Raw genomic sequence first — 25318 nt, 5'->3', positions numbered from 1 at the left:
TTCTCGAAAAAATCCAAAAAAATTTGAATGAATCGAAAAAAATTCACTTGCTGGGGAGAATAGGAGAGGTGATTTCCTAAAAAATCAGGTTCTATAACACCTCAAAATATGTAGTTTTCAAAGAGCGCAGCTTCACAGATGAAAAAGACGCCCTAAGTAATAACCGATCCTTACTCAAATCAAAGGTGCGGCGCGCACGCACCTTCAAGGCTGGACCGTTTAAGACGATGGCCGTGTGTGAGTAAGTGGTTATTTCTTGTGTCGGTCAATGGTGATCATCAGGCTGGCAAAAGCGATTGCTAATGCCAGCGCTTGATACACAGTCATGGCAAGCGTTCCTTTCCTAGGATGAACATGTGGCATCCCTCCTCTGATAGAGTTTAGCCATCGCCATAAACACTGCTTAGTTAGTAGGCATCACCACCTTTCCTGCACAAGAGGGTAAGGCCGCTAGTTAGCGTTTTTTCTTTTTCCCTTTTTTCGTTTTCTTCTTGTTGGCTTCGTGATAGGCTCGCAGTCGGTCGACTTTTTCTTTTCGTGGGTTGGTCGATTTCTTGACCGCGGGACTCTCTGCGACAGGTGCTTCAAGACCGGTTTCAGCATCTTCGAGCTGTTCAGCTGAAGCAGACTTACTAATAGCTTTTTCGATGACATCTGATGTTACTACTGGATCTTTTGCAGAAGGGGCTGTCACTGGGTTTATAAATGCAGCTTTCGCTTGGCTAGGGATTCCCGCTTTTTCCAGTACAGATTTTGGTGCAGCTTCGATCGTTTCTAATGCAGACTTTGCTTCTACAGCTACTTCTGCTGGTTTCACTATAGCTTGTTCTCGGCTTACTTCTTTTACAACAGCTTTTATTTCTTCAACTTCTTTGGCAGGCTCAGAGACTTGGGTTACTTCATCGGCAATAATAAATGGAGCAAAGGCATTGTTAGGATCTGCGACATAAGTTTCTGCCTGATTGCTTAAGTCAAAGATCGGTGTTTCAATAGTTTCTACGAATTTCGCAGAAACGACTTTACAGAATTGGCGTACGCCGTCCTTTTGGAATAAGTTCAACGTCGTCAGTGTTTCCAACGCTGCTTTGATTTGTTCAGGTGTTTTGTTTGGGTTTGGATCATTGTAAGACCAGCGGTGGTTTTTACCGGCGGCATTTTCGAATACAGTTGCTAGTTTTAACATAGGTTTTTCTCTCCTTAAATTAGTTTTTTTCAGGAACTCTCCGAGAGGTAGGATTCGGTTCCAGTGACAGGCACAGTTGCTTCAGTAACTTCCGTTAAATCGGTACTTCCATAGGCAGGCGGAAAACATCTGGCTGTCATCATTGCCCACTCAGTTTCTTCAAAATACTCGCTAAAGAAATAGAAGTAGCGGCGTAGCGCACGATTGACCGTGGTTTTACTAAATAAATGGCGCACTAAATCTTTCAAAAACAATTCAAAATCTTGCTCACCCAACTGGTTCCGGATTCTCATAGCTAATAACAGCTGGATGGTCACTGAACTATTTTGCGTTTCCTGATAATAAGCAGTAATTTGTTCTCTTAAGGTCTTGGCTTTGGAATGGAAGACCTGATATTGGGTAAATGGTAGATCAGTCATGATATTTTTCCTCCTTGAGATTCCGCGGCAATCAAGCCGCGGAAATAGTTTTTAGAATAGTTTTGTTTCTTGGACAGTCACGAATTCTGCACTCACAACTGAGGTGAATAAGTGAATGCCGTGCTTTTTAAATAGGTGTAATTCTGTTAGTTCTTCCATCGCTGCTTTGATTTCAGCGGGGGTTTTACTAGTGTTAGGCTTGTCATAGCTCCAAGAGTGGATCTTGTCCTGTTCGTTTCGGAAGCGGACGACTAATTTTGTTTCTGGCATAAGCTTCTCCTTTATTCGATATTCTTAGTGACACGGGTTTGGTTAGTAACGATGACACTATCCAATGAACTTCCTTCTTGTCCCAGATCTGCCATCACTTCGCCTAGTTTCACGATGTCGGCTTCGACTGGGTTAGAAATGACGTTACTAAAGTTGACTTTCTTTTGTTTGTCTTCGCCTTCTTGTTCGATTTGTACTTGTAGTTTGGTTCCCAATTGTTGAATCATTTCACGATTCCTCCTAAAGTTTTTTGTTCCGGCCGGTGACTAAAAGATAACAGATCAGGAAAAAAGAACAAAATGGCTAAGTGTCCCGAAACCTATAGTTATTGTCCAGAAGAATTTTTGAAACGTTGATTTAATCGCAAAGTAAAATTTACTAAAAGTTTTTTTCTAGGGTGCTGGGGACACTTAGGGATTTTAAGGGGGAAAAGGGGATTATGCTTGATATGATAGACTTTTAACAGGTATAAGGGATGTATCATTTATCGGAAGAAGCCTAAAAAATAACAAATGGGGTAGGGAGACGTCAAGCGGGAAAGCTCGAATTTTTATCTAAAGCACAAAAAATCCTACCAGAATCACTTCTGATAGGACCAGGTAGTCAGTCCAGCGAGTCAAAGTCACTCTCGCTTAACGAACGATACCACTGCAGATACTCCTGACGCTTGTAATGGTTAAAAAATTCTCCCGGCGTCGACAGCCAGTCCTGTAAAAACTCCTGCTTGCTTAGTAGATGACCAAAAGGGGTAGCGGGCAGGGCCACATATTCCAACGGTCGGCCATCTGTCAATAAGGTGGCCGAATAATCTCGCCGATAAATCGCTAAAGCATAGACAGCTTTATTCGATAAACGAATCAACGTCTTATGGTGAACAGGCAGCTCCACAGAAAGCCCGCAGGTCAATTCTACTAGACAATTCATTTTATGCTCCTCTGAATGGGTAATTGCCAAAGGATTGAGCCAAACGGAATCTTCAGGCAATTCAGTTGGAAATAAACTAAAGTGGGTATTTACAATCGGCACTTTTCGAGAGGGTAACGCCGGCAACGACTCGCAGGTGCGCCGCATCAGCTGATAATCCATCAAACGATGGAGCTTAAAGAAACGCTCGATCAGATCTAAAGGCCCCTCCTTCGCCTGATAAGGAACATCATCAAGTAAGACAAGCGTACCCAGATCGTTGGGAATTGGATGGACCAAGCTGATCTCACCCATTCGCCAATAATTAAACACCGAAGCATTCTCCAAAACATACGCCCAATCCTCTGAAAACGTCTTACTGTTCAAATATTTTCCTGCTAATTTGTTTTTCGGCCACGCATTCATCCCATTCACCCCCATCCATCTCAGACCCTAACCAGAGCAGGGGAGAAGGCATACTCAGACAAAAGCTTCCGCCACGCCAATTCCTGCGGACAATCCAGCTGATTCGGTGACAAATAATCGCCTGGAGGCAACAACCAGCCCGACAAAAGCGGCTGCTTACGCAAAGTATCCCCAAAAGGAACCCCCGGAAGCCGCAAATAATCCACTGGCGACAAATCCATCTGACCTGCCCCATGGAGACAAGCCAGCTCGTAAGCCGCCTGACTCGCCAACTGAATGATCCCTTCTTCAAGAACACCGACATCCAAACCCAACCCATTTGCCAACTCAATCAAACAACGCCTTCCTTGCATATGTAGGTGATGGATATCTAAAGGATTCAACCAAATTGAGTCATTTAGTTGAAATAGCGTAAATTCAGATCGAACAAAGGAAACACTACTATCGGATAGCGGTTTCAATTCTGGCTGAACCAGCCGATGCGCCAAACAATAGCCTTCCAAGACCTCCAGCGGCTTCCCATCCGCAATTTCCGTCTCCCAATCCCGTACTACCAGCGTCCCCAGATCACATGGCAGCTCCAATAGGGCGGTTATTTTCTCCAAATTATAAGAACGATACTCCATGGAGATTTCCAGTAGCTGCAGCCAATCCTCCGAGAGTTTGGTTCCTTTCAATGTTGTCCCCTTTAATAATTGCTTACGTAAAGAATTAATCATGTAATGCACCCCTTCAATAGCTTTTTTCTATCAGTATAAGGAAAAATGATTACTTGTAAAGAGGCATTCTTAATTAAATAACCATAGTTATTATCTGTCGTTCATAGGGGGAGAACAAGCCTCAGATAACATTTTTAGATAAATCTGAAACTGAAAGTCGTTATCTGGGTGCAAATTACGTTATGAAGTGTTTATTATCGAAGCAGTAATTTAGGAAGTGAGCAGCCGAAAAGAATTTGCCATATTTCAAAAGTCGCTTTTAGAATTATTTTAATGTATTAGTGAGATTTTCTTGAGATAGAAGGGGGAAGTGAAAGAAAGCCAATAATGACAAGAGCTCGCCATTTATAAAATAATGACAATCCAGGATATTTCGGCTTTTTTTCTCTAGCAAATGAAGATAACTTGCGTTATAAAAAAGAAGTCATCTTTGAGTTTAAAATAATGAACAGTATTTTCATAATTGTAAACAAAAGGTTTATTTATTTAAAATAGTAGGAAAATGAAGTAGTAAATAGATCGCTAGACTAAACGTCTCTCATCAGAATTGACCCGAATTCAATCAAAAAGTGCCGGAAAATTCCGACACTTTTAAAATAACTAAGGTTATTTTAATTTTTAACCTGTCTAAGCTTGTTAAACATTAATAAAATGTGTACATTTAAATTGAGAGATTTAAAGGTTCGATCTTTTCATGTTCGTATGAAAAACAGGAAATCGAAGCTATTGCACACCGATTGTTGTGTTGATGATGATATTAAAACCACTTTTCGTTAAAATTATAAAATAAAATAATTAAGAAAGCAACATTAAATTTGTAAGATGTGAAAAATATTTTGTTTTGAATAGTTGGAAAGGTTTTTTCGTCTATAAGAACTGACAAAGCACACTCAATTTTTACTTGGTCAGGTTTCTTGGTCAACGAATCGATTAATATGTAAAGGGGAGATTATTTTATGGGACGCACTGGAGAGTGTATTTACCTGCGCTGTGATGAGCGATGGGAGGGCAGGTACCACAAAGGAAGAACTGCAAAAGGAAAATTAATCTACGGCTCCGTATATGGTGACAGTTATGATGAAGTTAAAGAATTGCTTGAACCGATTAAGAAAAGTGCCGAGATCATGATGCGCCTATATGGAAAAAGCATCATGTCCTTCAAGGATTGGAGCGCATATTGGGTGGAGGAGAAGAAAGCTACCGTGAAAGCCGCCACTTATGCCAGTTACATGCATAAACTAAAAGAATATTTATGGGAAAATCTGGGGAGGTTGTCCTTATACCAAATTGACGATCAAGCAATTGCTAAGGCGATTGAAGCTTGGCGATACCAACGTGAACTAGCTTGGAGCAGTATCAAAGTTGTCTTTCGTTTACTAAAACAGATATTGGATCAAGCCGTAAAGCAAAAAATACTTGAGGTAAACCCGTGTGAGGGTTTTCCGTTACCAAAGCCGGTCAAAGAAAAAGTCCAAGCTTTAACGCTGAAGGAACAAAAACGTCTTCAAGAAGTGGTGGATGCTCAAGACGATGTACGGGCTCAATCAGTTACCTTAGCTATGGGAACCGGTATGCGGATTGGTGAAATCGCTGCATTAACCTGGGAGGAAGTGGACTTCGATCAGTCCTTAATCTACGTAAACAATACTTATCAACGGGTGCTGGTGGATGGAAACAAGACCGAATTGCAGCTAGGCAGTGCCAAAACAAGGGCGGCACAACGGATTATTCCCATGAGTAAATCAATCAAAAAGCTATTGCTGGAATTGAAGAAGCAAGCAAACGGGGCAACATTCGTGTTTACAACCAACGGCAAACCCTGTGAGCCACGACTGTTAACCTATCACTTTCATAAAATACGTGAGAAAGCTGGGTTATTGACGGTTCATTTCCATCAACTGCGGCATACCTTTGCGACCCGCTGTTTAGAAACAAATGCCGATATTATGTCGGTTAGCCAGTTGTTAGGGCATTCATCAACGAAGATGACTCTTGACACCTATGCGCATTCTAATCAGGATCAGAAAATTGCCGCAATTATGGCGATGGATCAGGCAATTGCCTAATTAAACGTTTTCAAAAAGTGGTTTTCCACTCCTTACCCCTCCCTTTTTTTGCATTTTTTTAGGTAAACGTTTTACTTCCCAGCTCTTCAAAAAAATTCTCATTCATTCCAAAATTTCACCCAAAAAATCTTCTCAAATTTCCAATTTTGCTGAAATTCTAAAATTTAGACCTACCAAAAAAACTTTTTGTTATTTTATGAAAATTTTCATAAGTCTATAGTGGTCAGAATACTTGGTCAAGAAGTGGGAATAGGCCCGTCACAACAGTATTTGTCCGTATCCTGTTTTTCATACTAACAGGAATAAAAAAAGCAATCTCTACTATTATAGCACGATCATTTAGCACGATCATTTTTACAGATTAGTTTGGTATCAATGGAGAAGTACCATTTGATATAAATAATTTTTATAAAAAGGAAAAGGGGAAAATGTAATGAAAAGGAAATTATTGGCTGGTTTACTAGCGAGCGCGAGTGTTTTGGGTGTAGTAGTGTTGGGCGGAGTAACATCTTATGCAGCAGATACAGAAGTTGGGATCGGGTTTGGCACCCATACTGATCCAGGTGAGACTGGACTTTTAAAACTCCGTTGGGTACCAACTGAGTTGGACTTTGGTACAAGCAACATGGTAAACAAAACGGCGAATGTAGAATTCAGCGAAGTGGATACCACTGCACCAGCTACTGGGAAAAAATATGCGGTTGTTGAAGATAGTCGTCCACATGGTTCCAGCGATCCAGAAGTTGAGTGGAAACTAACTGCAGGAGTATCTGACCTAGTTAGTACAACTTCTGCAACAACAAAATTAACTGGTGCGGTATTGAAATTTGATACTGACATGCATGATTACTCAGGAACACTTGATCCAGGTATGGCATCCGGTGGAATCGCTGCAGCGGGTTCACATTCAGCAACCATGGCTACAAGCTATACTATCAATGCGAATTCGACAGCGACAGCCATTACAGTGATGGAAGATGGAGATGTTAGTAATAATGTCACTTCTTTTGAAGGAAATACAGCTATGGAAATGAAAAACATTAAGCTAAGTGTTCCGGCAAATATTGCTCAAAAAGGCCATCAATACAAAGGCAAAATGACTTGGACATTGTCCAATTCGATTTAATGGACACAAAAAGAGGAGCAGGAGGGCGTCTCCTCTCCCCTTTTTTATTGGAGGAGGACGTCGGTATGAGGCAAATGAAGACAATCAATCGTATATTTTTTAGCAGTATCATGATTATAGGCTTTTTTCTGTTCTCAGCTACAAGCTACGCTGCGGATGATGCTCAGGGTGGAGCGGGGTATACGGTAGAAAGCATTATTCCTGAGAACCAAGTGGATAAGAAATACACTTTTTTCTACCTGAAAACTACACCAGAGCAGCCGCAAACAATTGAGGTTAAGGTAATAAGCACACAGGAAGATCCTGTAACCGTAAAAGTAGCTATCCATGATGCCGTAAGTAGTTCAGTCGGTGAGATTGACTATGCCCAAGCAAAACCTAAGTTGGATAAAAGTTTAAGCAATCCAATTACCAGTTTCGTCAAAGTGCAAGATGGTGTCAAAGAAGTCACCGTCGCAAACTTTGAAGAAAAGATTGTAGCCTTCGAAATTACGCCGCCAAAAGAATCATATGCTGGTGTAAAACTGGGTTCAATCCGTTTTCTGCGGGAAGCTGAGGAGAGCGAGAGTGATCAAACCGGGCTAGTACCTGAGTTTGCTCGTGTGATTGCGGTGATGTTAACTGAAGATGAGACGACCTTTAATCATGGGGCAGAGTTGCATTTAAAAAATGTCGACTTGACCCTATTTAATGGTCGAAAAATTATTGCGGCCAACATTCAAAATGACCAACCCAAAGTTCTGCAGGAGATGACAATTAAAGGAAAAGTCACCCGTAAAGGTGAAAAAGACGTCATGGCTGAACAAGAACAAAGTAATTTTTCAGTAGCGCCTAATTCAAACTTTGACTTTCAGTTACCATTGGGAGTCGAACGTTTTACGCCGGGTACCTATGTCTTTACCGGTGAAGCTACAGGAGATGATCGAACTTGGAAATGGGAAGAAGAATTTACCGTGGGTCGCGAGCAAGCAGATAAGGTTAATGAAGAGACGGTCTTCAAGATCATTGTACCAGCTTGGGTACCGTGGGTAGCAGCTGGCTTATTGATTGGCTTAATTGGCTTAATTGTTTACTTAGTACGGCGTCAGCGTCAATGGAATGAAGGGAGGAAGTGAGGAATGTGAAAGGGAAAAAGCTACTATTAGTATTGACCATTTCCTGTGCGCTGTTCCCCACCTCAGTATTTGGCGAAGATATAGAATCAAAAGAAACCAGTGTCGGTATTGGTTTTCGGGATGAACAACCTGCACCGAGTCCAGACCCGTCACCAACACCGAACCCAAATGATCCGGCACCCTATGAACCAGTGCCGATTGATAATGTTTTACCGGTAACTTTAGGCCAGACCAGGTATCAAACCCAACCAGATCAATCACAAGCAGCCAGTCGAGGAACCTTGCCGAAAACCGGAGAACAGCGGCAAACGGTCTTCCTAAGAGCAATCGGACTTGCCTGTATTGCCAGTTGTTTTTGGTTGTTTCTCTTTACTCGTCTGAGAGAGGAGGAAGAGAATGCGTAAGAAACTAAGAATGTTAGTTTGTGTCTTACTTGTGAGCATCCCATTGTTTCCTACTTCCCCAGTTATCGCCGAAACAATTCAGGATGTGCCAGTAGGGGAGACCACGATTCCTTCAAAGGTAGAAGATCCGTTGAAGGAGTATCAGGATAATGCACAGAGTCAAGTGTCCACCGATAGTTCTACCAGTAATATTTCTCAGGATGTACCTGAGAGTACTACTGGATCAGTGGCACCTGCATCAGATTTAGAAAATGAATCAGACGGCCTTTCAATAGATTCTGTTGCTGCAATTGAAGAACAGTCGAAAATTACTAACCAAAGTATCGAAACCATGGGTGGAGTTATGCCAATGGCTGGAACTGTTTTGACAGAAGGGTCACTAGGTGATTCTACGCCGTATGATATTGATAAAAATCTTGCGAATGCACTTCGAACATACTATGGTGCACCAACACAAATAACTGATGATTTTATGGAAAGTTTGACGAATTTATCTGTGCCTTCGCGAAATCTCAATAGTATTAAAGGGATAGAGTATGCTAAAAATTTAAAAAAATTTGATTGTTCACGCAACCAAATAGCTGAAATCGATGTAAGTGTTTTGCCAGAACTAACTGAGTTAACTTGTTCTAGTACCCTATTAAGTAGCTTAGACTTAAGTGAAAATCATAAGTTAACTGTTTTAGATTGTAACGATAGTCAAATTACTAATCTATATCTGAGCGCTAACTCAAATTTGACATCATTGAAGTGTAGAGGAAATAAAATTGTCAATTTAGATTTGAGTACAAGTCCTAAATTAGAAATTCTAGATTGCTATTTTAATCAAATTACTAATCTAGACCTAAGTGCGAACCAGAATTTAACCAGTTTGAACTGTAATCGAAACCAACTAAGCAGCTTGGACTTAAGTTCATCTCCAAAGTTGTTAAGCATAGATTGTTCTAATAATCAGATTAGTAATCTAGACTTAAGTGCGAACCAGGATTTAACAGGTTTGAGCTGTATGGGAAACCAACTAAGCAGCTTAAACTTAAGTTCGTCTCCAAAATTGTTATCATTAAGTTGTTCATACAATAATCTAAACAACTTAGACTTAAGTGCTAATCAAAATTTAGTGACATTGACGTGTGGAGTAAATCCATTCAATAACTTAGATTTGAGTGCAAATGTAAAATTGCAAAAATTAGATTGCTCCTATAGTTCTCAATTAAGTAGCTTGGACTTAACAGCGAACATTGAGTTAACAGATTTAAATTGTGATTTCAGCGGACAATTAAGTAGTTTGGATGTTACTGGTCTAACTAAACTAAGAATTTTGAGTGCCAGGGTTTGTTCTTCGCTAACCAGTTTAGACGTGAGTACAAACACTGCTTTAAGAGAACTATACTGTCAGGAAGGGTTTAAGTTGTCGGTTCTTAATGTGATTGGTGCGACAGAATTACAAATTCTAGATTGTGGTAATAACAAAATTACCAGTCTGGACGTTCACAACATGAATAAATTGGTTCAGCTAAATTGTAGGGGTAATAATATCACAAACTTAAATTTAAGCGGAGCAATAGCATTGGAGCAATTAACTGCTAATGGGAACCAGCTAAGCAACTTGGATGTAAGCACGAATATAAACTTGAGCTATTTATTCTGTGATAATAATCTCTTGCCTGTTTTAGATATTAGTGAAAATACAAATCTAATTTGGCTAAACTGCTCAAGTAATTCCTTAACTAGTTTGGATGTGAGTGCAAATACGAATCTGTGGGTTTTAGAATGCTCGTACAATCACTTGAAAGATATTACTAGTGCTAATAATTTGACAAAGTTAGATCGATTAGAAGCAGAGCATCAGTTAATATCTATACCTGTACCGCCTATTTCCGATAGTGGTGAGGCGGTAGTTGATATCTTGAGAACAACCGCTCATCAGGGGTTATTTGCATCCATGGTACCTGGTATTGTTCCTACACCAACTTTATCCTATGATGGAGACAAAATTTTATTGTCGAATGTTACTTATGAATCCTTAGATAATCAGGAAATCAATTTTAAATACAATGGTTCACAATTGGTTGAGGGGGCTACTTCTGGAACTAAAAAATTTGACGGAAAGATCAAATTTTTTACTGTAAGTGTACTAGACAATGAACTAAAGCCTATCAATAATTATAAATTTAATAGCGGTAAAGAGGTAGAATGGCAATGGTACATCACCAATCGGACAACAAAGAAAGCAGAAAATGTTGAAGCAAAGTTGAACTTACCTTCTGGATTGACAATCGTTCCGGGAAGCATCAAGGTTTGGAAGAATGGAGCTCTTGCACCGACTATAAACGATCTGGAAATCACAAATACTATAGGTGATTTAGATCACAAAGATACTATCGCTATCACATTCAAAACGACCGCTATCGGAGATCCGGACGAATGGTTGGAAGCAACAGGAGATTTGAACTGGGAAGATGATACTATTACGAGTCCGTATGCGAATCAGTCTAAAGGTGCCGTTCAAATTCTAGATGATGAGCAAACATTTACACCCAAAGATTACGATAACATGGCAATCACATCTGTTCCTATTTATCTGAATTACGGAGTGAAGTCTCAATCGAATACAGCTCAAACCTATAGTCTAGAAGACATCGATTACCAGACTAACACGAATGTAAAAACAAAAGGTTTTTACACACGTTTACGTGACGATAGGCCCACAAGTACGGGGTGGAAATTAACAGCAAAGCTTTCTGATTTTTCAAATCAGGAAGGTATTATGCCTTACAGTCAAGGTGCGAAAATAAGAATGCAGAATCTATCAATGGAACGAGTGAATGATCGAGATACTCCTCAAGAAACAGTGGATGTATCGCCAACAGGACCTGATGTGCCTGCGGTGAATAATACGGATGTTTCACTGGAAGTTGGCCAGACAGAAACGACCTTAGTTACTGCTCAGGCTAATCAAGGAATGGATACTTGGCAGTTGAGGATGCCTTTTGACAAAATTTCTCTAAATCTACCGCCAAATGCAGGTAAAAAAGGAAGAGTCTACAAGGCCAAGTTAACCTGGTCCTTAAACGACACACCATAATGGGGAGGAGAATGTAGATGACGATTCCAATGTGGTTGGGGGTATTCGGCTTTCTGGCGATTGCGGGGCTGGTGAGCTTTTTGCTCTTTTTTATCAAAGACAGTCGTTTACGGCTGCAGTATGAGAAGAAATCGACGGTATTGCTAGTGGATTGCGGATTATTGTTTGTGATGCTGCTGGCAATTGCTGCGGCGATCTTTTTGTACCTAGATTGGCAGGCTCAATTGAATTACTTTTTAGCTTAATGCAAAGGGGAGGTTCTCCCCTTTTGCTTTTTAGAAATGAAAGGAAGTGAAGTCCATGCGTCCGTTATTAATTCTAACCAAGAATCTAATGGTAGAACAGAAGCTGCAGGAAAAGCTGCAGCACTTGAATTATGAAGTATTTTGTTCGGTGACGATGTTGAAGCGGCTGCGGAATCAGCTGAATCGGTTTCAGATGATTCAGAGTTATCAGGCGATTATTTTCAGCGAGACCTTGAATGATCAGGAAGTACGGGAGCTGCTAACGTATGTTACCTACGAGGACAACCTAACCATTCGCAAATTTATACGGGAACCATCGAGGGAAGAGCAGGATGCCTTGCGGGAAATGGGAATCGATACTTGGATTTATGATGGGCAAAGCTTGGATGTGATTCGGGAACAGCTGGCGGTTCAATTAGTGCAGCGTAGGAAGAATGACCATGATAATGTTGTCTTCCTTTATCAAAGGGAGGATACACCAAATAGCTTGGCAGAATTTAAAGGCAATCTAACTAAAAAAGAACGCCTAGCCTTTAACTGTCTGCTGGAAAGCGAGAATGGAATGGTTTCTCGTGAAAACATGTGCCACTATTTGTGGAAGGATGAACCTAACAATTCTCATCTGACTCAGATATCTGTTCTGATTAAGCGGATAAAACTCAAATTATCTGAAGCCGGTTTTCAGGATGAGATGATTAAGACCATCTGGGGATATGGTTATCAGCTATCACCAAAATTGTTGCATTTTTATAATCAAGAAGCAGTGGAATGACTTTTCAATTGAAGAGTCATTTTCTTTATCTCGAAGTTGCAGTAAATGAATGGTTAGTAAAGAAAAGTGAATCAGGGAAGAATCTCTGACTTTTTTGTACGAAATAGACATTGCAGACTAACCTGCCAGAAAGAAGGGAAATTTGATCTTAAGATTTGTGGTAGTAAGAAGTCCTGTCTTTCCTAATCGTTTTAACTTGGATGCTTGTGTAATAGCAGAGGGATTAGATTAATTGCGAATGTCATTTAAAAACGGGAGAAAATAATAATAAACCAATGGTATAATGCGTATAATCAAAAAAATAGCTGGTTAACATGAACAATCACTTTATAATATTAGTGATTATGGAAGAGTACATAATAGAGGGATCTGGGGGATTTGTATGGAAAAGCTGAAGGAGAGTAGATGGATTCAAGCCTTCCCGTTTATTGGTTTTTTGCTGTTGCTAGCCGGTCCTGTGCTGTTGTTTATATTTGTCGAGACAGTCTCAGTCAATTTTTTTGATGCGCCAGAAATCTTTGCGTTTGTCTTAACGACAGTCTGCTTCTTTTTGCCAGGAATCGGAGCGGTAATCGGTACATTTTACTTAGAGTTGAGTATGAATAAGCATTTATTGGGCAAGCTGTTAGTGATCGTTACTATCATCATGTGTAATCCGTTCTTTTACGTTTTGTATTATGTTATCTGTAGTTATGTTGGTGATGTGCTAGCTGGTATTCCGTTTGTTTAGCTTCCCAATGTTAAGGAGCATTATTGTGATGAAGATAAAAATGAAAACGATTCGAAAAATAATCTACACGCAATTTCGGGTGTTTATTACGTTTTCAATAGTAAATAAGTGCAGTCGGCTAATTTCTGAATTAGATTATTTGTCTGAACTGTCAGTTATCGATAATATGCTGGGGATATTGCCCTTCACTCTGCTTTCGTGTGTCTGCGTCTTGCTGTTGGTACTGGTGTGGCGGAAGCATCAGAAGTTCAGAAAATCAACGGTTGTTATAGCGTTAGTCGCGGTGTTGGGAGGAATCCTGCTGATTCCAGCCGTCGATGGCAGCTTCTACCCAGCTCCTCCTGTTGTTGAAGAAGATCCTGTTCCCCTTGATTTGAGCAGCTACGCGCCTTTTTCAGAAGCAACGAAGCTTGCCAGTCTGGAAGAGCCATCCATGCTTACGATAGATAGTGATTTACCTCGATTAGATGGTGAGCCTGCTTTGTATCCTTTATATGCAGCAGTCGCTCAAGCGATTTACGATGAGTAAAGCTATTCTTCTGATGTCGTTGCTTACTCAAGCAAGACTGAGGCGCTGCAAGCCCTTATTTCTGGTGAGCGAGAGATCATTTTTATTAGTGGTTGGATTCCTCGGGAACAAGAAGAGGAAGCATGGAAAGCGGGTGTGGAGTTAGCATATAAAGAAGTTGCTAGAGATGGTCTTGTCTTTTTAACAAATACGTCTAATCCGATTAATAATCTGACTAGTCAGCAGTTAGAGAATATTTATTCCAGAAAAACAACGAAATGGAAGACGCTTGGTTGGGAGGACGGCGGCGACATTATTGCCTATCAGTTAACAAATAGATCAGAGCGGCCAGATGGATTGCAGATACTATTGCAGGAATACGCACCTAGTCTAAACCCTTATTATTTACCAGAGGATGAGTTATTTGAAGCTAGTAGTCTGATGAAGCAGCTTGCTTCGGATCAAAATGGTTTGGGTTACGCGAAGCATTATCTGGCTGAAACGATGTATCCCAACAAACAAGTAAAAATGCTAAACATAGATGGAGTATATCCGTCCTTCGGAGCAATTTCTAAAGAGCGGTATTACTTTGATGAACAAATTTACGCGGCAACGAATGGGGAACCTGCCGGCAATATAAAGCTGCTGATTGAATGGATGTTGTCTGAGGAAGGGCAATATTTGGTTGAAGAGACTGGGTATGTGCCGGTGAATCTGACTTTGACAGAAGAAATTGAGTGAGAATCATTTTGTCAGGCGGTACTGTTCAGGATCGATGAGTTAAAGAGAGCGATTAAAATATAGGAAGGCTGGAGAAAAAAGTGTTAGAGCTAGATTTATTGAGGGCAGGGGTGGTGCTTGTTGGTGGATGTGGCAGTTCGAAAAAGGACTCAGCCAAGGAAGCAAAGATTAGACTGTATATTCATGACACACTGACGAAGCTGGCAACGGATGGGTATCAGAGCTTGATTCTTTTTTATCGAACCAGTGAATGGGCAGAAGCTTTCAATCGGGCATTTGCGCCAGATTTTCAAGTGAGTAAATAATTGGTGTAGTTGATTTGGTTTTATTGTTAGGAGGGATTCAATGTTTCATGTTGTACTGATACTTTTTCCGATTCTCATGCTGGTTATTGCAGGGTCTCTTTTGTTGATGGGCTTCACGTCAGTTATCGTCAGCATTGTCGGCGGGACAACGGCAGTTTTGAAGCTTAAGAATCAAACGGCTAAGAATTTATTGCTGATTGGTTTTAGTCTGTTATTGTTGGTAGGCGTTTTGGCCTTGCTGCCGTTTGCGGGTTTCTTAGCGGAGCTTTCTATCAAGGCAGTGCAAATTATTAGAAGATGTTTGCTGGGATTAATGATCATACTGTCAGTTGGTGGGATCAAAATGTCACAAGTAATCGCAAATAAAACTGGCAGAAGGTTGCTATCTATTCTATTCGGCTGTGTTGGTGTTATTACTGGGTTGATCCTTCTGTGGCTTTTATTCTAAAGGGAAACGCTGCTTGTGTACGGGAGCTTCAAGTGAGTGACTAGTTTATTATAAGGTATGGGTGCTATGAGGATCACGATGACCCAAACAAGGTCGGGAACCAAAAAAGAATATCAAATTGACGGAAGTAAGCGGCAATATTTGGGCAAAGCGCCTAGTTTTAGAGACCATGGCAAGCTTTTGGACGGAGCCGTCGTCTTTCTCAATATCAAATTTTTTAATGAAGAAAAAAAGGCAGAGAGCTTTTGTTTTGATGTCGGCTCAATCGATGGGGTTGTTTTAGTTCCTAAATTATTGCAGTTAATGCCCAAATGTGAAATTCATTGATGCGTATTTCTCGTTTGAAAAAATCTGCTTCCTGTACCAACTAATGTTATTATGGAATAAAAAGAGAAGGAGACGATTCCAATGAACGAAATCAACCCCATGCTGCTTGAAAACATTGATATAAAAGTAATCCACCGCGCTTTTCAGGATGCGTTTTCTGATTATGCAGTGAAGCTTCCTTTGTCGCTAGAAAATTTTCAAACAATGATGAAACGACGAGGCTTTACCCCTGATATATCAATGGGTGCATTTACTGAACCAGACCAGGATCTGGTGGGATTTGTTTTGAACGGGTTAAGGCAATGGCAAGGCAAGCTGACCGCCTATGATACCGGAACGGGTGTAACCCCAGCCTACAGAAAGCAAGGAATTACCAGCCACCTATTTGATGAGGTACTTGATGTACTAAAGCAGCGAGGTGTGGAACAATATTTGCTTGAAGTGCTCAAGAGTAATAAAGTAGCATTTGAACTATACAAAAAACAAGGGTTCACGGTAACAAGAACCTTCTCGGTATTCAAGCTAAATAAAAATAGTGTACAGACCACAACGACGGAAGGAATTGATTGCGTGCCGGGCATTGCGCTGGATGAATGGGAAATAGTGAAGAGCTTCTGGGATTTTGATGCCTCTTGGCAAAACTCTATTGATTCGGTCCAGGCAGTGCCGGAAAAATTCGTCTATGTATTGGTGCGCCGCGATTCTGAAATTGTTGGCTATGGGATCGTTGAAAAAGCGACGGGAGATGTACCACAATTTGCTGTGCGGCAAGATTACCGGCGAAAAGGAATTGGACAAGGCATCATTTCCACGTTAATGCAGTACTCACAAACCGGGGAATTGCGCTTTGTGAATGTAGATGATTCTTGTGATAGCTGCATCAACTTTTTGCGTGACGTGGGGGCAGAAATTACTGGCGGACAGTATGAAATGCTTTTGCCGTTGACTTAAGTAAGAATAGGCTGGACTCTTGATAGTCATAGTTCAAACTGGGGGGTGATATGAAGAGTATCGTTGGTAAATATATATTCGTGGTTTTCCTATCGCTTAGCTCCCAAAGAAACTGGCCAGCAAAAAAATAAAAACAACGTGCGCGACGGCTTGTATCAGATGTCGCGCACTTTATTTTTTACAAAAGCAAACTCAAAACGGTCAACACAATGTACCATGCGGCCACAAGGAGCCGCTGCATTACGATAATCCTATAAGACGTTTTTAGCGAAAAGCATTTGAACACGGTAAACAAAAAACATGCAAGAAATGCCGGCAACACCACCTTTTTCATAAAATATTTTATAGTGTCTCAGCGTGCCATAGTAACAACTCTCTACACCTATATTATAAGTATTTTTTTACTATATTCAGCAGGATATCGCTACATAAAGCCTATAGGCCCGTGTTTTTGTTTCCGATTCGATTACCACTGGGAAATAGTAATCTTCACTCAGTAAATCACTAGATTCCATAAAAAAATTCGTCCCACCGACCTGATCGCTATTTGAATATATCTAACTTTTGACTTATGATGGAGTTGGTATGGAACTGATTTGTCAGTTCCCGTGTTGTGCAAATGTTGAATAGAAAATCAGAATGGGATTAAATGGGTCTGTTCTTAATTGAAAGGTGGAAATGGGCGAGATGGTACGAATAGCTGTGGATATGGATGAGGTAATTGCTGATTATGTGGCAAAAGAGCTGCAGGTTTATAACCAACGTTTTGGAACCGAATACACGAAAGCTGATCTGCAAGGGAGAAAGCTGCGACATCTTCACCCGGAGCACACTGGAGCCATCCGTGCTTTTATCAGAGAAGAGGATCATTTTGCCGACTTTGCGGTAATTGAAGGCGCCCAAGAGGGGCTGCGGAAGCTGGCAGAAAAGCATGAAGTGTATATTGCCACAGCTGCGATGGAGGTTCCCACCTGCTTTAATGCTAAGTATGCTTGGTTGCAAACGCATTTTGCTTTTATACCTGACGATAATTATGTGTTTTGCGGAGACAAATCGATTATTGCCGCCGATTACCTGATTGATGATCACATCCGTCATCTCGAAACCTTCAAAGGAACCGGAATTTTATTTGGGGCACCCCATAATTACAATGAAACCTACGACATCAAGCTGAATAATTGGCAAGAGGTAGTAGACTTTTTTGAAGCTCGGTATGGATCGTAAGTAGAAATAATTGGTTTCAAGCAAAAAATTAAGATGAACAAGGGATATGTACGGTCAAGAAGATCTGTTTGAACCCGATCTTGGCTAATTACTAATAGCACCTTCAAACGTCCTTACGAAATGCAGGGCGTTTTTCTTTGTCTCTTAGTCGCTGCTTTTGGCGGATTTGAGGGATGAATGTATGTAACAAAGAACTGTTAGACTATTTCGAACCGGAACAGATCTGTGAAGGTAAAGTGAACAGTTCAAGCAAAGATAATCAGCAGAACAAAACTAGACGACAGAACCATTAGCCAAAATAGAAGGGCCCATTTCTATTTGGCTGAGGCTAGTGTCTTAAGTATTTCTACGACGCTTTGGTAAGTTATCTCTATTCAATTGTCAACGAACAAATTGTGGGAAAAGGACGCCTTAATTTACCACGATCTTACCTATAAAGAAGGTGCGGCGCGCACGCACCTTCAAGATAGTACCGTTTAAGAGAATGGCCGCTAGTTAGCGTTTTTTCTTTTTCCCTTTTTTCTTCTTCTTCTTGTTGGCTTCGTGATAGGCTCGCAGCCGATCGACCTTTTCTTTGCGTGGGTTGGTCGCCCTTTTGACTGCTGGAATCTCTGCAACGGGTGCTTCAGGTTCAATTTCGGCAGGGGTTGCTTCAGCTTGAACCGCTTTTTCCGCAGATTTTTCGACAGCCTTGGTTAATGAAGCTGGGTTCACCACGGGAGCCTTTGCAGAAGTAGTCGTTGGATTGACAAACGCTGCGTCCAAGGCGGTTTTTGCTTGGCTGGGAATTCCGGCTTTTTCCAGGACAGACTTCGGTGCAGCTTCGATTGTTTCTAGAGCTGATTTTGCTGCAGGCTGTTCGGTTTTTTCTTCTTTTACAATTGCTTTCGGTTCTTCGGCTGGTTCAGAGACTTGGGTACTTTCATCAGCAATAATAAACGGCGCAAAAGCATTATTGGCATCTGCCACATAGGTTTCGGCTTGTTGGCTAAGGTCAAAAAGCGGTGTTTCGATGGTTTCCACAAATTTGGCAGAAACGACTTTGCAAAATTGACGCACACCGTCTTTTTGGAACAGGTTTAATGTGGTCAGTGCTTCCAAAGCTTCCTTGATTTCATCGGCAGTTTTGTTCGGGTTTGGGTTGTTGTAAGACCAGCGGTGGTTTTTACCGGCGGCATTTTCAAATACAGTTGCTAGTTTTAACATAATTTTTTCTCTCCTTTAGTTTAGTTAGTTTTTGTTTTTCAGGAACTTTCCGAGAGCTCGGATTCGGTTCCAGTGACAGTTGAATCGGCTTGAATAACTTCCATTAAATCAGTGTTGCTATGCTTAGGTGGAAAACATCTGGCTGTCAGCATTTCCCACTCGGTTTCTTCAAAATATTCGCTAAAGAAATAGAAATAGCGACGTAAGGCACGGTTGACGGTAGCTTTACTGAATAAATGGCGGACTAAATCCTTCAAAAATAGTTCAAAATCCTGTTCCCCCAGCTGCTTCCGGATTTTCATAGCTAGTAGCAGCTGGATGGTCACGGAGCTATTTTGCGTTTCCTGATAATAAGCAGAAATTTGTTCTCGTAATGTCTTGGCTTTCAAATGAAAAACCTGATATTGGGTAAATGGCAGATCAGTCATGATGTTTTTCCTCCTTTACTGGGCGGTCTTAACGACGCGGGTTTGATTAGTGACGATGACGCTGTCTAAGCTGCTTCCTTCTTGTCCCAGGTCCGCCATGACCTCGCCTAGTTTTACGATGTCGGCTTCGGCTGGACTGGTGATCACATTGCTGAAGTTCACTTTCTTTTGTTTGTCTTCGCCTTCTTGTTCGATGAGTACGTGTAATTTGGTTCCTAACGGTTGAATCATTGATGCTTCCTCCTAAATTTTTTTGTTCCGGCCGGTGACTAAAAGATAACAGATAGAGAAAAAAGAACAAAATGGCTAAGTGTCCCGAAACCTATAGTTATTGTCCAGGGACATTTATAGAAACGTTGATTTAATCGTACAGTAAAATTTACTAAAAGTTATTTTCTAGGGTGCTGGGGACACTTAGGGATTTTAAGAGAGAAAAGTGGATTAAGGTTGATGTGATAAGGAATTTGGCTTTTCAGGTGAAACGTACTTAAAAGGAAATGTTGGATTAAATAACAAAAAGTCGGAGGGGCGTTTGGAATAAAATCTGCTTTTTTTATCGAATCAAACAAGCTCTCCCCGAAATTTGGGAAGAGCTTGTGGCAAATGTTCATTTAAAATCCTGGAAGACAAACGTTTCTGATCAATGAATGATGATTGAGTATTCTGTTTCAAACGTTTCGTCGCTGGCTAATCGGTTCATTCCTAGGCGGTCTTCAAGTTTTCCTGTGGAATTTGTAGTATCGGTCATGCCAAACCAGGGCTCAATGCAGACAAAATCGGCTTCCTTGGGGTACGGCGACCACAAAGCAACATAAGGGAAATTCTTATACACCACGGTAATATCATGGATGGACTTTTCGCTTTCGATCATAAAGGCATTCAGTCCTTTGGTTTCATAGATCAACGAGCTGTTGCTGAAGAGATCATGGCAAAGCCTGATATAGGTGTTAGTCTGGCCTAAGGTTCGTTTGTCAAAATTCACAAAATGTTCTTCTAGCGGAATCGTCGTTCGGCATTTGGATGGCAAAAATGAGAAATAGTAGTCGTCAAAGGTCAAGTGATCTTCCAAGGGAACATTGAAGGCCGGGTGGCTTCCCAGAGCAAAGATCATTTCTTCGGGTCCGGTGTTTTTTAAGTTAAAGTGGACTCTCAAGCCTTCGCCCCAGATCTCGTATTTTACATTCAAGGTAAATTCGAAGGGGTAGAGCTTGAGGGTTTCTTCATTGCTGGAAAATGTCAGAATGACTAATTCATTGGTCATGGCAAGTATGTCAAATTGGCAATCCCGAATAAAGCCGTGCTTCGGCATCGAATAGTTTTTCCCTTTATAAGTGTACTGATTGTCTTTCAGTCGCCCGATAAAAGGAAAAAGAATCGGCGCGTGCCAGTCCCAATGGTTGGGATCTGCCTGCCAAATAAATTCAATGCCTTCTGATTGGAAGCTGATTAGTTCGGCACCATGCGTGCTGATTTTGGCTGTTATGCTTTGGTTAGAGATGGTTATGGTCATGGGCTTATACCTCGCTCTATGATTTACTTTTAAGTGAAATACTCATCCATTTCGGACTTTTTTGCAAAGTGCAAACTGGAAACGAACGTTAAGAAATAGTCTGGCAGAGTATCGGTTAACCGCTTACAAAAGTTGGCGATCGAAATTAGGAGCCTTTTCATTTTCGGGTTGTACGAAGCTGTTTAGCAAAGATTTCTGGTACTTGGGTACTTGGTTGCAAGTGAAGCTGTCGGGTCTCGACGGAATCAAACTTGTTTCGTATCTTTTATTGAAAGAGCCACCTCGATTCTTTTAAACGCAAATTGGAATTTTGAATTATTAACAAATAATATACGCGTTATTTGTGAAGCTGTAAACTATATTTGCGTAAAAAAATTGAGGATCGGCTCGTTTTTGTTCTGGATAAGGTGAAATTTTTTGTTTACCTTATCCCATACTTTTTCATTTTATTGTAAAGGGTGGAGCGTTGAATCCCCAGCTTTTCGGCGCAGATGGTTTTGTTGTAATTCACCGAGTCCAGAGTAGACAGAATTAATTCCCGCTCGGCATCGCCTTTTTGTTCCAACAGCTTAGATGGTTGGGAAGGTTTAGCAAAGTTGCGAATTCGCTCCGGCAAATCCGACAGGTGAATATAGCCTCCCTCAGACATGCCCACCAAGGCTTCGCACAAATTGGTCAATTCGCGAATGTTGCCGGGAAAATCATAGGTCAACAAAACTTCTCTCGCTTTAGGAGAAAGCAGCGGTTCTTTTAGCTGAAATTCGCTGGCGAAAAATGTTAAATAATATTCCAGCAGTAGTGGCACGTCGGCTTTGTTTTGTCTTAAGGACGGCAGCTCTAAAGTCAAAACGTTCAAACGGTAAAACAAATCCTCGCGAAATTCTTTTTTGGCAATTTTTTCTTCTAAATGTTGATTGGTGGCGGCGATCACTCGGGCGTTCACTTTTTTGGAAAAGGTACCGCCCACCGGTTCAATCGTTCTCTCCTGCAGCACCCGCAAAATTTTGGCCTGCATCAACAGCGGCATATCACCGATTTCGTCTAGGAAAATCGTACCATTTTCCGCCAATTCAAACTTTCCTTTTTTCCCACCCTTTAAGGCTCCGGTAAAAGATCCTTCCACGTAACCGAACAGCTCAGACTCCAGCAGGTTATCCGGAATCGCTGAACAATTGATGGCAATAAAAGGTCCGTCGCTTACCGGGCTCAAGGCGTGAAGCGTTTGGGCATACAATTCTTTTCCGGTACCGCTCTCGCCGGTGATCAAAACATTAGAGGGCAGGGCCGCCATTCGTTTCATCCGATGCTTCAGCTGAGCGGTTTTTGGTGAATTGCCGACAATTTTTGCCAAGGCATCGCTGGAATGCTTAATTGGTAAGTGTTGGGCAGCTTCTTTGGTGGTCATTTTGTCGGTCAAATGGTACATTTCCTCAATGCTGCGGTGAATAATAATGCCCATGGCACCAATCAGCTGATTTTTTTCAAATAATGGCACCCGATGGACCACCATTTCTTTGTCGTGGATGCGCTGGATTTGGTCCCGTTCTTCCTTGCCGTTTTTGCAAATTAGATGCAGCTGGGTGTTTTCGATCACTTCCTCAACCGGCTGGTGCAGAACTTCCTCGCGATTTTTACCGAGAATTCGACAGTAGGCGGAATTAATGTCGGTGATCAGGCCATTTTGATCCACTACCACGATGCCTTCATAGGAATTATCCAGTACCTGCTGCAAAATCGACATGGAATTCAGCGAATGCTTGACGGTATCCATTTCGACCGACTTGGCTTTAAGCAAATCGGTCCGGGTGATGATGCCGATCAACGTGCGATCTTCCTTAATTACCGGCAAACAGCCTTCGGTCATATTCAAGGCTTTTTCCAAAGGGTCCAAAGGGAAAACCGCATCGAAGGAGGCTTCAATAATCGAACGAATCGGTTCGGCAGTGGATTGATTTTGATAAAGCGCCAGCATAATTGAGCTTTTAGTAATCATCCCCTCCAGAAAATTGTGATCATCCACTACGGGAATGCTGTAGAAATTGTTCTCAGCAAAAATCTGGATGGCACTGTTGATGGTTTCGTTGATATTGATGGTAATCGGATCGGTGGTCATCCATTTACTGATCGTATTTTGTGTCTGAATATGTTTTGGCCGCTCATTAAACAGTTCTTTCATCAAATCACCCTTTCTAAACCCATAGTGAATCTATAGTTAACCAACATGTAATCATTAATTGTCTTTAGTGTACATAATATTAGACAGTATGTCCATTCTTTTATACAGAAAAGATTGTGAATAATTTGTCATAATTGTATTGACGCAATTTTAGACTTGGCACGGCAATTGCTTATATAAGAGTAAGGAAGACAAACTCTTTCAGTAATTGAATTCGAGGAGGAAATAGAAATGACAAGAAAACTAAAAAATTATATCAATGGTGAATGGGTAGAAAGCCAATCCCAAAATATTGAAGAGGTTATGAACCCAGCGACTGAGGAAGTACTGGTACAGGTGCCTTTATCAACTAAAGAAGATACCGAAGCGGCCATCCAAGCGGCGGAAACGGCTTTTGACAGCTGGAAAAAAGTTAGCGTTCCGGTTCGTGGTCGCTACTTGTTCAAACTTCACCATCTGTTGACCACTCATAAAGAAGAATTAGCTCGCTTGATCACGCTGGAAAACGGCAAATCGTTAGCCGAATCTTTAGGCGAAGTGCAACGGGGTATTGAAAATGTTGAGAATGCCGCAAGTATCACCAACCTGATCTTAGGTGATTCCTTATCAACCGCTGCTACGGATGTTGAGATTACCAATTATCGTTACCCGATCGGAGTTATCGGCGGAATTACTCCCTTTAACTTCCCAATGATGGTGCCGTTTTGGATTTTCCCGATGGCGATTGCGGCTGGGAACACAGTTGTACTGAAACCTTCAGAAAAAACACCGTTGTTAATGGAAAAAGTCGTGGAATTAATGGAAGAAGCCGGCTTCCCTAAAGGTGTATTGAATATCGTTTATGGTGCTCATGATGTAGTGAATACTTTATTGACAGATCCGTTAGTGAGAGGAATCAGCTTTGTCGGGTCAAAAGGCGTCGGCGAATATGTTTACAAAACTGGAACCGATAATCTGAAACGGGTCCAAGCCTTAACCGGTGCCAAAAATCATGTGATCGTCTTGAAAGATGCTAACATTGATCGGGCAGTTAAAGATATTATTGGCGGAGCTTTCGGTTCAGCCGGCGAACGCTGCATGGCGGCATCGGTGATTGTCCTGGAAGAAACAATTGCTGAAGAGTTTATCAGCAAATTCAAACAAGCTGCCAAAGACATCAAAATCGGCAACGGTTTAGATGAGGGTGTCTTCTTAGGACCTGTGATCCGTAAAGAAGCCCAGGAAAGAACCTTCAATTATATCCAAAAAGGGGTAGATGAAGGAGCGGATCTATTGCTGGATGGTCGAGAAAATCTGCCAGCAAAAGGCTACTTTGTGGGACCAACTATTTTCGACAATGTATCCATGGATATGGCGATTTGGCAGGATGAAATTTTTGCACCAGTGGCATCAATTATGCGGGTCAAAGATCTTCGTGAAGCAGTCGCTCTGGCGAACCAATCAGAATTTGCTAACGGTTCTTGCCTGTACACCAACAATGCTTCAGCGATTCGCTTCTTCAGAGAAAATGTCGATGCAGGTATGCTGGGAATTAACTTAGGCGTTCCGGCACCAATGGCTTGGTTTGCTTTCTCTGGCTGGAAAAATTCTTTCTTTGGCGATTTGCATGCCAACGGAAAAGACAGCGTCGAGTTCTACACCCATCGTAAAGTTGTGACGGCTCGTTATGCGGAAAGTGAAATTTAATTAACGACGAAAACGGCTTAGCGGCCGTTTTCTTTTTGAACCTTTCCTTGTAATCCTTGCTTACTCCTGTAGACTATAAGTAAAGGGGTCCAGACAAATGCAGAAAATAGCAGGCTTCGTCGTTTTAGCAATCAGCTTATGGCAGTTTTGGATGACCAAAAGGGCACTTACCTATTTTCAGAAGCAGGGCAACGAAAGCACGTCACCGTTTCTAATGCTGAGTTTTTGGTCCAGCTTGAGCTTCGCGCTCCTGTTTTTAGGATTTGCGTTTGCGCTGATTTTTGATTTATTCCCATATTAAACGAGGATACAACTTGGCCGACAATTTTGTCGGTCTTTTTTTAT

At 41.3% G+C, this 25318-nt stretch carries 28 protein-coding genes and 1 pseudogene; 17 read left to right on the top strand and 12 right to left on the bottom strand.

The window, feature by feature from the left end; genetic code table 11:
* Window positions 1-249: 249 nt before the first annotated feature.
* The 7 genes from JZO70_RS22705 to JZO70_RS13225 all read right to left on the bottom strand — a co-directional run bounded on the left by JZO70_RS22705 (window position 250) and on the right by JZO70_RS13225 (window position 3920).
* Window positions 250-363 carry a putative holin-like toxin gene (locus JZO70_RS22705; RefSeq protein WP_347565146.1) on the bottom strand — a complete coding sequence of 38 codons (114 nt, stop codon included), beginning with the start codon at window positions 361-363 and terminating at the stop codon, window positions 250-252.
* A gap of 91 nt (window positions 364-454) precedes the next feature.
* Window positions 455-1183, bottom strand: coding sequence for a DUF2922 domain-containing protein (locus tag JZO70_RS13250; RefSeq protein WP_207674065.1), 729 nt, complete (start codon window positions 1181-1183; stop codon window positions 455-457).
* Between the two features lie 29 nt (window positions 1184-1212).
* On the bottom strand, window positions 1213-1602 hold the full coding sequence (locus tag JZO70_RS13245) for a hypothetical protein (protein WP_207674064.1): 390 nt from the start codon (window positions 1600-1602) through the stop codon (window positions 1213-1215).
* Window positions 1603-1653: 51 nt separating this feature from the next.
* The gene (locus JZO70_RS13240) at window positions 1654-1872 is read right to left on the bottom strand and encodes a DUF2922 domain-containing protein (protein ID WP_207674063.1); all 219 of its coding nucleotides are present in this window, start codon (window positions 1870-1872) and stop codon (window positions 1654-1656) included.
* An 11-nt stretch (window positions 1873-1883) separates the two neighbouring features.
* On the bottom strand, window positions 1884-2099 hold the full coding sequence (locus JZO70_RS13235) for a DUF1659 domain-containing protein (protein ID WP_207674062.1): 216 nt from the start codon (window positions 2097-2099) through the stop codon (window positions 1884-1886).
* A gap of 376 nt (window positions 2100-2475) precedes the next feature.
* Window positions 2476-3201, bottom strand: a complete 726-nt coding sequence (locus tag JZO70_RS13230) for a hypothetical protein (RefSeq protein WP_207674061.1) — start codon at window positions 3199-3201, stop codon at window positions 2476-2478.
* A 20-nt stretch (window positions 3202-3221) separates the two neighbouring features.
* On the bottom strand, window positions 3222-3920 hold the full coding sequence (locus JZO70_RS13225) for a hypothetical protein (RefSeq protein WP_207674060.1): 699 nt from the start codon (window positions 3918-3920) through the stop codon (window positions 3222-3224).
* A 956-nt stretch (window positions 3921-4876) separates the two neighbouring features.
* Between JZO70_RS13225 and JZO70_RS13220 the strand changes: the two genes are divergently transcribed.
* The 15 genes and pseudogenes from JZO70_RS13220 (at window position 4877) to JZO70_RS13150 (ending at window position 17967) form a co-directional block, all read left to right on the top strand.
* Complete coding sequence (locus JZO70_RS13220) at window positions 4877-5986, top strand: tyrosine-type recombinase/integrase (protein WP_207674059.1); 1110 nt, start codon at window positions 4877-4879, stop codon at window positions 5984-5986.
* A gap of 433 nt (window positions 5987-6419) precedes the next feature.
* Complete coding sequence (locus tag JZO70_RS13215; protein ID WP_207674058.1) at window positions 6420-7112, top strand: WxL domain-containing protein; 693 nt, start codon at window positions 6420-6422, stop codon at window positions 7110-7112.
* A gap of 65 nt (window positions 7113-7177) precedes the next feature.
* Window positions 7178-8227, top strand: a complete 1050-nt coding sequence (locus tag JZO70_RS13210) for a WxLIP family cell surface protein (RefSeq protein ID WP_207674057.1) — start codon at window positions 7178-7180, stop codon at window positions 8225-8227.
* 5 nt (window positions 8228-8232) lie between these two features.
* Window positions 8233-8631, top strand: a complete 399-nt coding sequence (locus JZO70_RS13205) for an EF2685/EF0750 family sortase-dependent surface protein (protein ID WP_207674056.1) — start codon at window positions 8233-8235, stop codon at window positions 8629-8631.
* On the top strand, window positions 8624-11716 hold the full coding sequence (locus tag JZO70_RS13200) for a WxL domain-containing protein (RefSeq protein WP_207674055.1): 3093 nt from the start codon (window positions 8624-8626) through the stop codon (window positions 11714-11716). Before JZO70_RS13205 ends, JZO70_RS13200 begins: the two co-directional genes overlap by 8 nt.
* A gap of 17 nt (window positions 11717-11733) precedes the next feature.
* Window positions 11734-11961, top strand: coding sequence for a hypothetical protein (locus JZO70_RS13195; protein ID WP_207674054.1), 228 nt, complete (start codon window positions 11734-11736; stop codon window positions 11959-11961).
* 55 nt (window positions 11962-12016) lie between these two features.
* Window positions 12017-12733 (top strand): winged helix-turn-helix domain-containing protein, encoded by a 717-nt coding sequence (locus JZO70_RS13190; RefSeq protein WP_207674053.1) that lies wholly within the window; start codon window positions 12017-12019, stop codon window positions 12731-12733.
* A gap of 382 nt (window positions 12734-13115) precedes the next feature.
* On the top strand, window positions 13116-13463 hold the full coding sequence (locus JZO70_RS13185) for a hypothetical protein (protein ID WP_207674052.1): 348 nt from the start codon (window positions 13116-13118) through the stop codon (window positions 13461-13463).
* Window positions 13464-13491: 28 nt separating this feature from the next.
* On the top strand, window positions 13492-13992 hold the full coding sequence (locus JZO70_RS13180) for a hypothetical protein (protein ID WP_207674051.1): 501 nt from the start codon (window positions 13492-13494) through the stop codon (window positions 13990-13992).
* Between the two features lie 39 nt (window positions 13993-14031).
* A pseudogene (locus JZO70_RS13175) lies at window positions 14032-14712 on the top strand (PstS family phosphate ABC transporter substrate-binding protein); the annotation flags it as partial.
* An 80-nt stretch (window positions 14713-14792) separates the two neighbouring features.
* Complete coding sequence (locus JZO70_RS13170; protein ID WP_207674050.1) at window positions 14793-15017, top strand: hypothetical protein; 225 nt, start codon at window positions 14793-14795, stop codon at window positions 15015-15017.
* A gap of 40 nt (window positions 15018-15057) precedes the next feature.
* Window positions 15058-15465, top strand: coding sequence for a hypothetical protein (locus tag JZO70_RS13165; protein WP_207674049.1), 408 nt, complete (start codon window positions 15058-15060; stop codon window positions 15463-15465).
* Between the two features lie 78 nt (window positions 15466-15543).
* Entirely contained in the window at window positions 15544-15792 is a 249-nt protein-coding gene (locus JZO70_RS13160; RefSeq protein ID WP_207674048.1) for a hypothetical protein, read from the top strand.
* A gap of 81 nt (window positions 15793-15873) precedes the next feature.
* Window positions 15874-16743 (top strand): GNAT family N-acetyltransferase, encoded by an 870-nt coding sequence (locus tag JZO70_RS13155; protein ID WP_207674047.1) that lies wholly within the window; start codon window positions 15874-15876, stop codon window positions 16741-16743.
* Between the two features lie 687 nt (window positions 16744-17430).
* Window positions 17431-17967, top strand: coding sequence for a 5' nucleotidase, NT5C type (locus tag JZO70_RS13150; RefSeq protein WP_207674046.1), 537 nt, complete (start codon window positions 17431-17433; stop codon window positions 17965-17967).
* Between the two features lie 495 nt (window positions 17968-18462).
* On the opposite strand, the gene JZO70_RS13145 is transcribed toward JZO70_RS13150, so the two are convergent.
* From JZO70_RS13145 to JZO70_RS13125, 5 genes are all read right to left on the bottom strand, one after another.
* A complete protein-coding gene (locus tag JZO70_RS13145) occupies window positions 18463-19173 on the bottom strand; it encodes a DUF2922 family protein (RefSeq protein WP_207674045.1) in 711 nt (236 codons plus the stop codon).
* 38 nt (window positions 19174-19211) lie between these two features.
* Window positions 19212-19601: a hypothetical protein gene (locus tag JZO70_RS13140; RefSeq protein WP_207674044.1), complete on the bottom strand. Its 390-nt coding sequence runs from the start codon at window positions 19599-19601 to the stop codon at window positions 19212-19214.
* Window positions 19602-19616: 15 nt separating this feature from the next.
* Window positions 19617-19832, bottom strand: coding sequence for a DUF1659 domain-containing protein (locus JZO70_RS13135; RefSeq protein ID WP_207674043.1), 216 nt, complete (start codon window positions 19830-19832; stop codon window positions 19617-19619).
* A gap of 409 nt (window positions 19833-20241) precedes the next feature.
* Complete coding sequence (locus JZO70_RS13130) at window positions 20242-21111, bottom strand: aldose 1-epimerase family protein (protein WP_207674042.1); 870 nt, start codon at window positions 21109-21111, stop codon at window positions 20242-20244.
* Between the two features lie 421 nt (window positions 21112-21532).
* A complete protein-coding gene (locus tag JZO70_RS13125; protein ID WP_207674041.1) occupies window positions 21533-23287 on the bottom strand; it encodes a sigma-54-dependent Fis family transcriptional regulator in 1755 nt (584 codons plus the stop codon).
* Window positions 23288-23518: 231 nt separating this feature from the next.
* On the opposite strand from JZO70_RS13125, the gene JZO70_RS13120 reads away from it, so the two are divergent.
* Both JZO70_RS13120 and JZO70_RS13115 read left to right on the top strand, forming a co-directional pair.
* Entirely contained in the window at window positions 23519-24973 is a 1455-nt protein-coding gene (locus JZO70_RS13120) for a CoA-acylating methylmalonate-semialdehyde dehydrogenase (protein ID WP_242703938.1), read from the top strand.
* A 97-nt stretch (window positions 24974-25070) separates the two neighbouring features.
* On the top strand, window positions 25071-25274 hold the full coding sequence (locus tag JZO70_RS13115) for a hypothetical protein (protein WP_207674040.1): 204 nt from the start codon (window positions 25071-25073) through the stop codon (window positions 25272-25274).
* Window positions 25275-25318 lie beyond the last annotated feature (44 nt).

It is taken from the genome of Candidatus Enterococcus moelleringii (genome assembly GCF_017377575.1).
Taxonomy (GTDB): domain Bacteria; phylum Bacillota; class Bacilli; order Lactobacillales; family Enterococcaceae; genus Enterococcus_A; species Enterococcus_A moelleringii.
The sequence above is the reverse complement of the archived record's forward strand: the minus strand, read 5'-3'. Positions and strand labels throughout refer to the sequence as shown.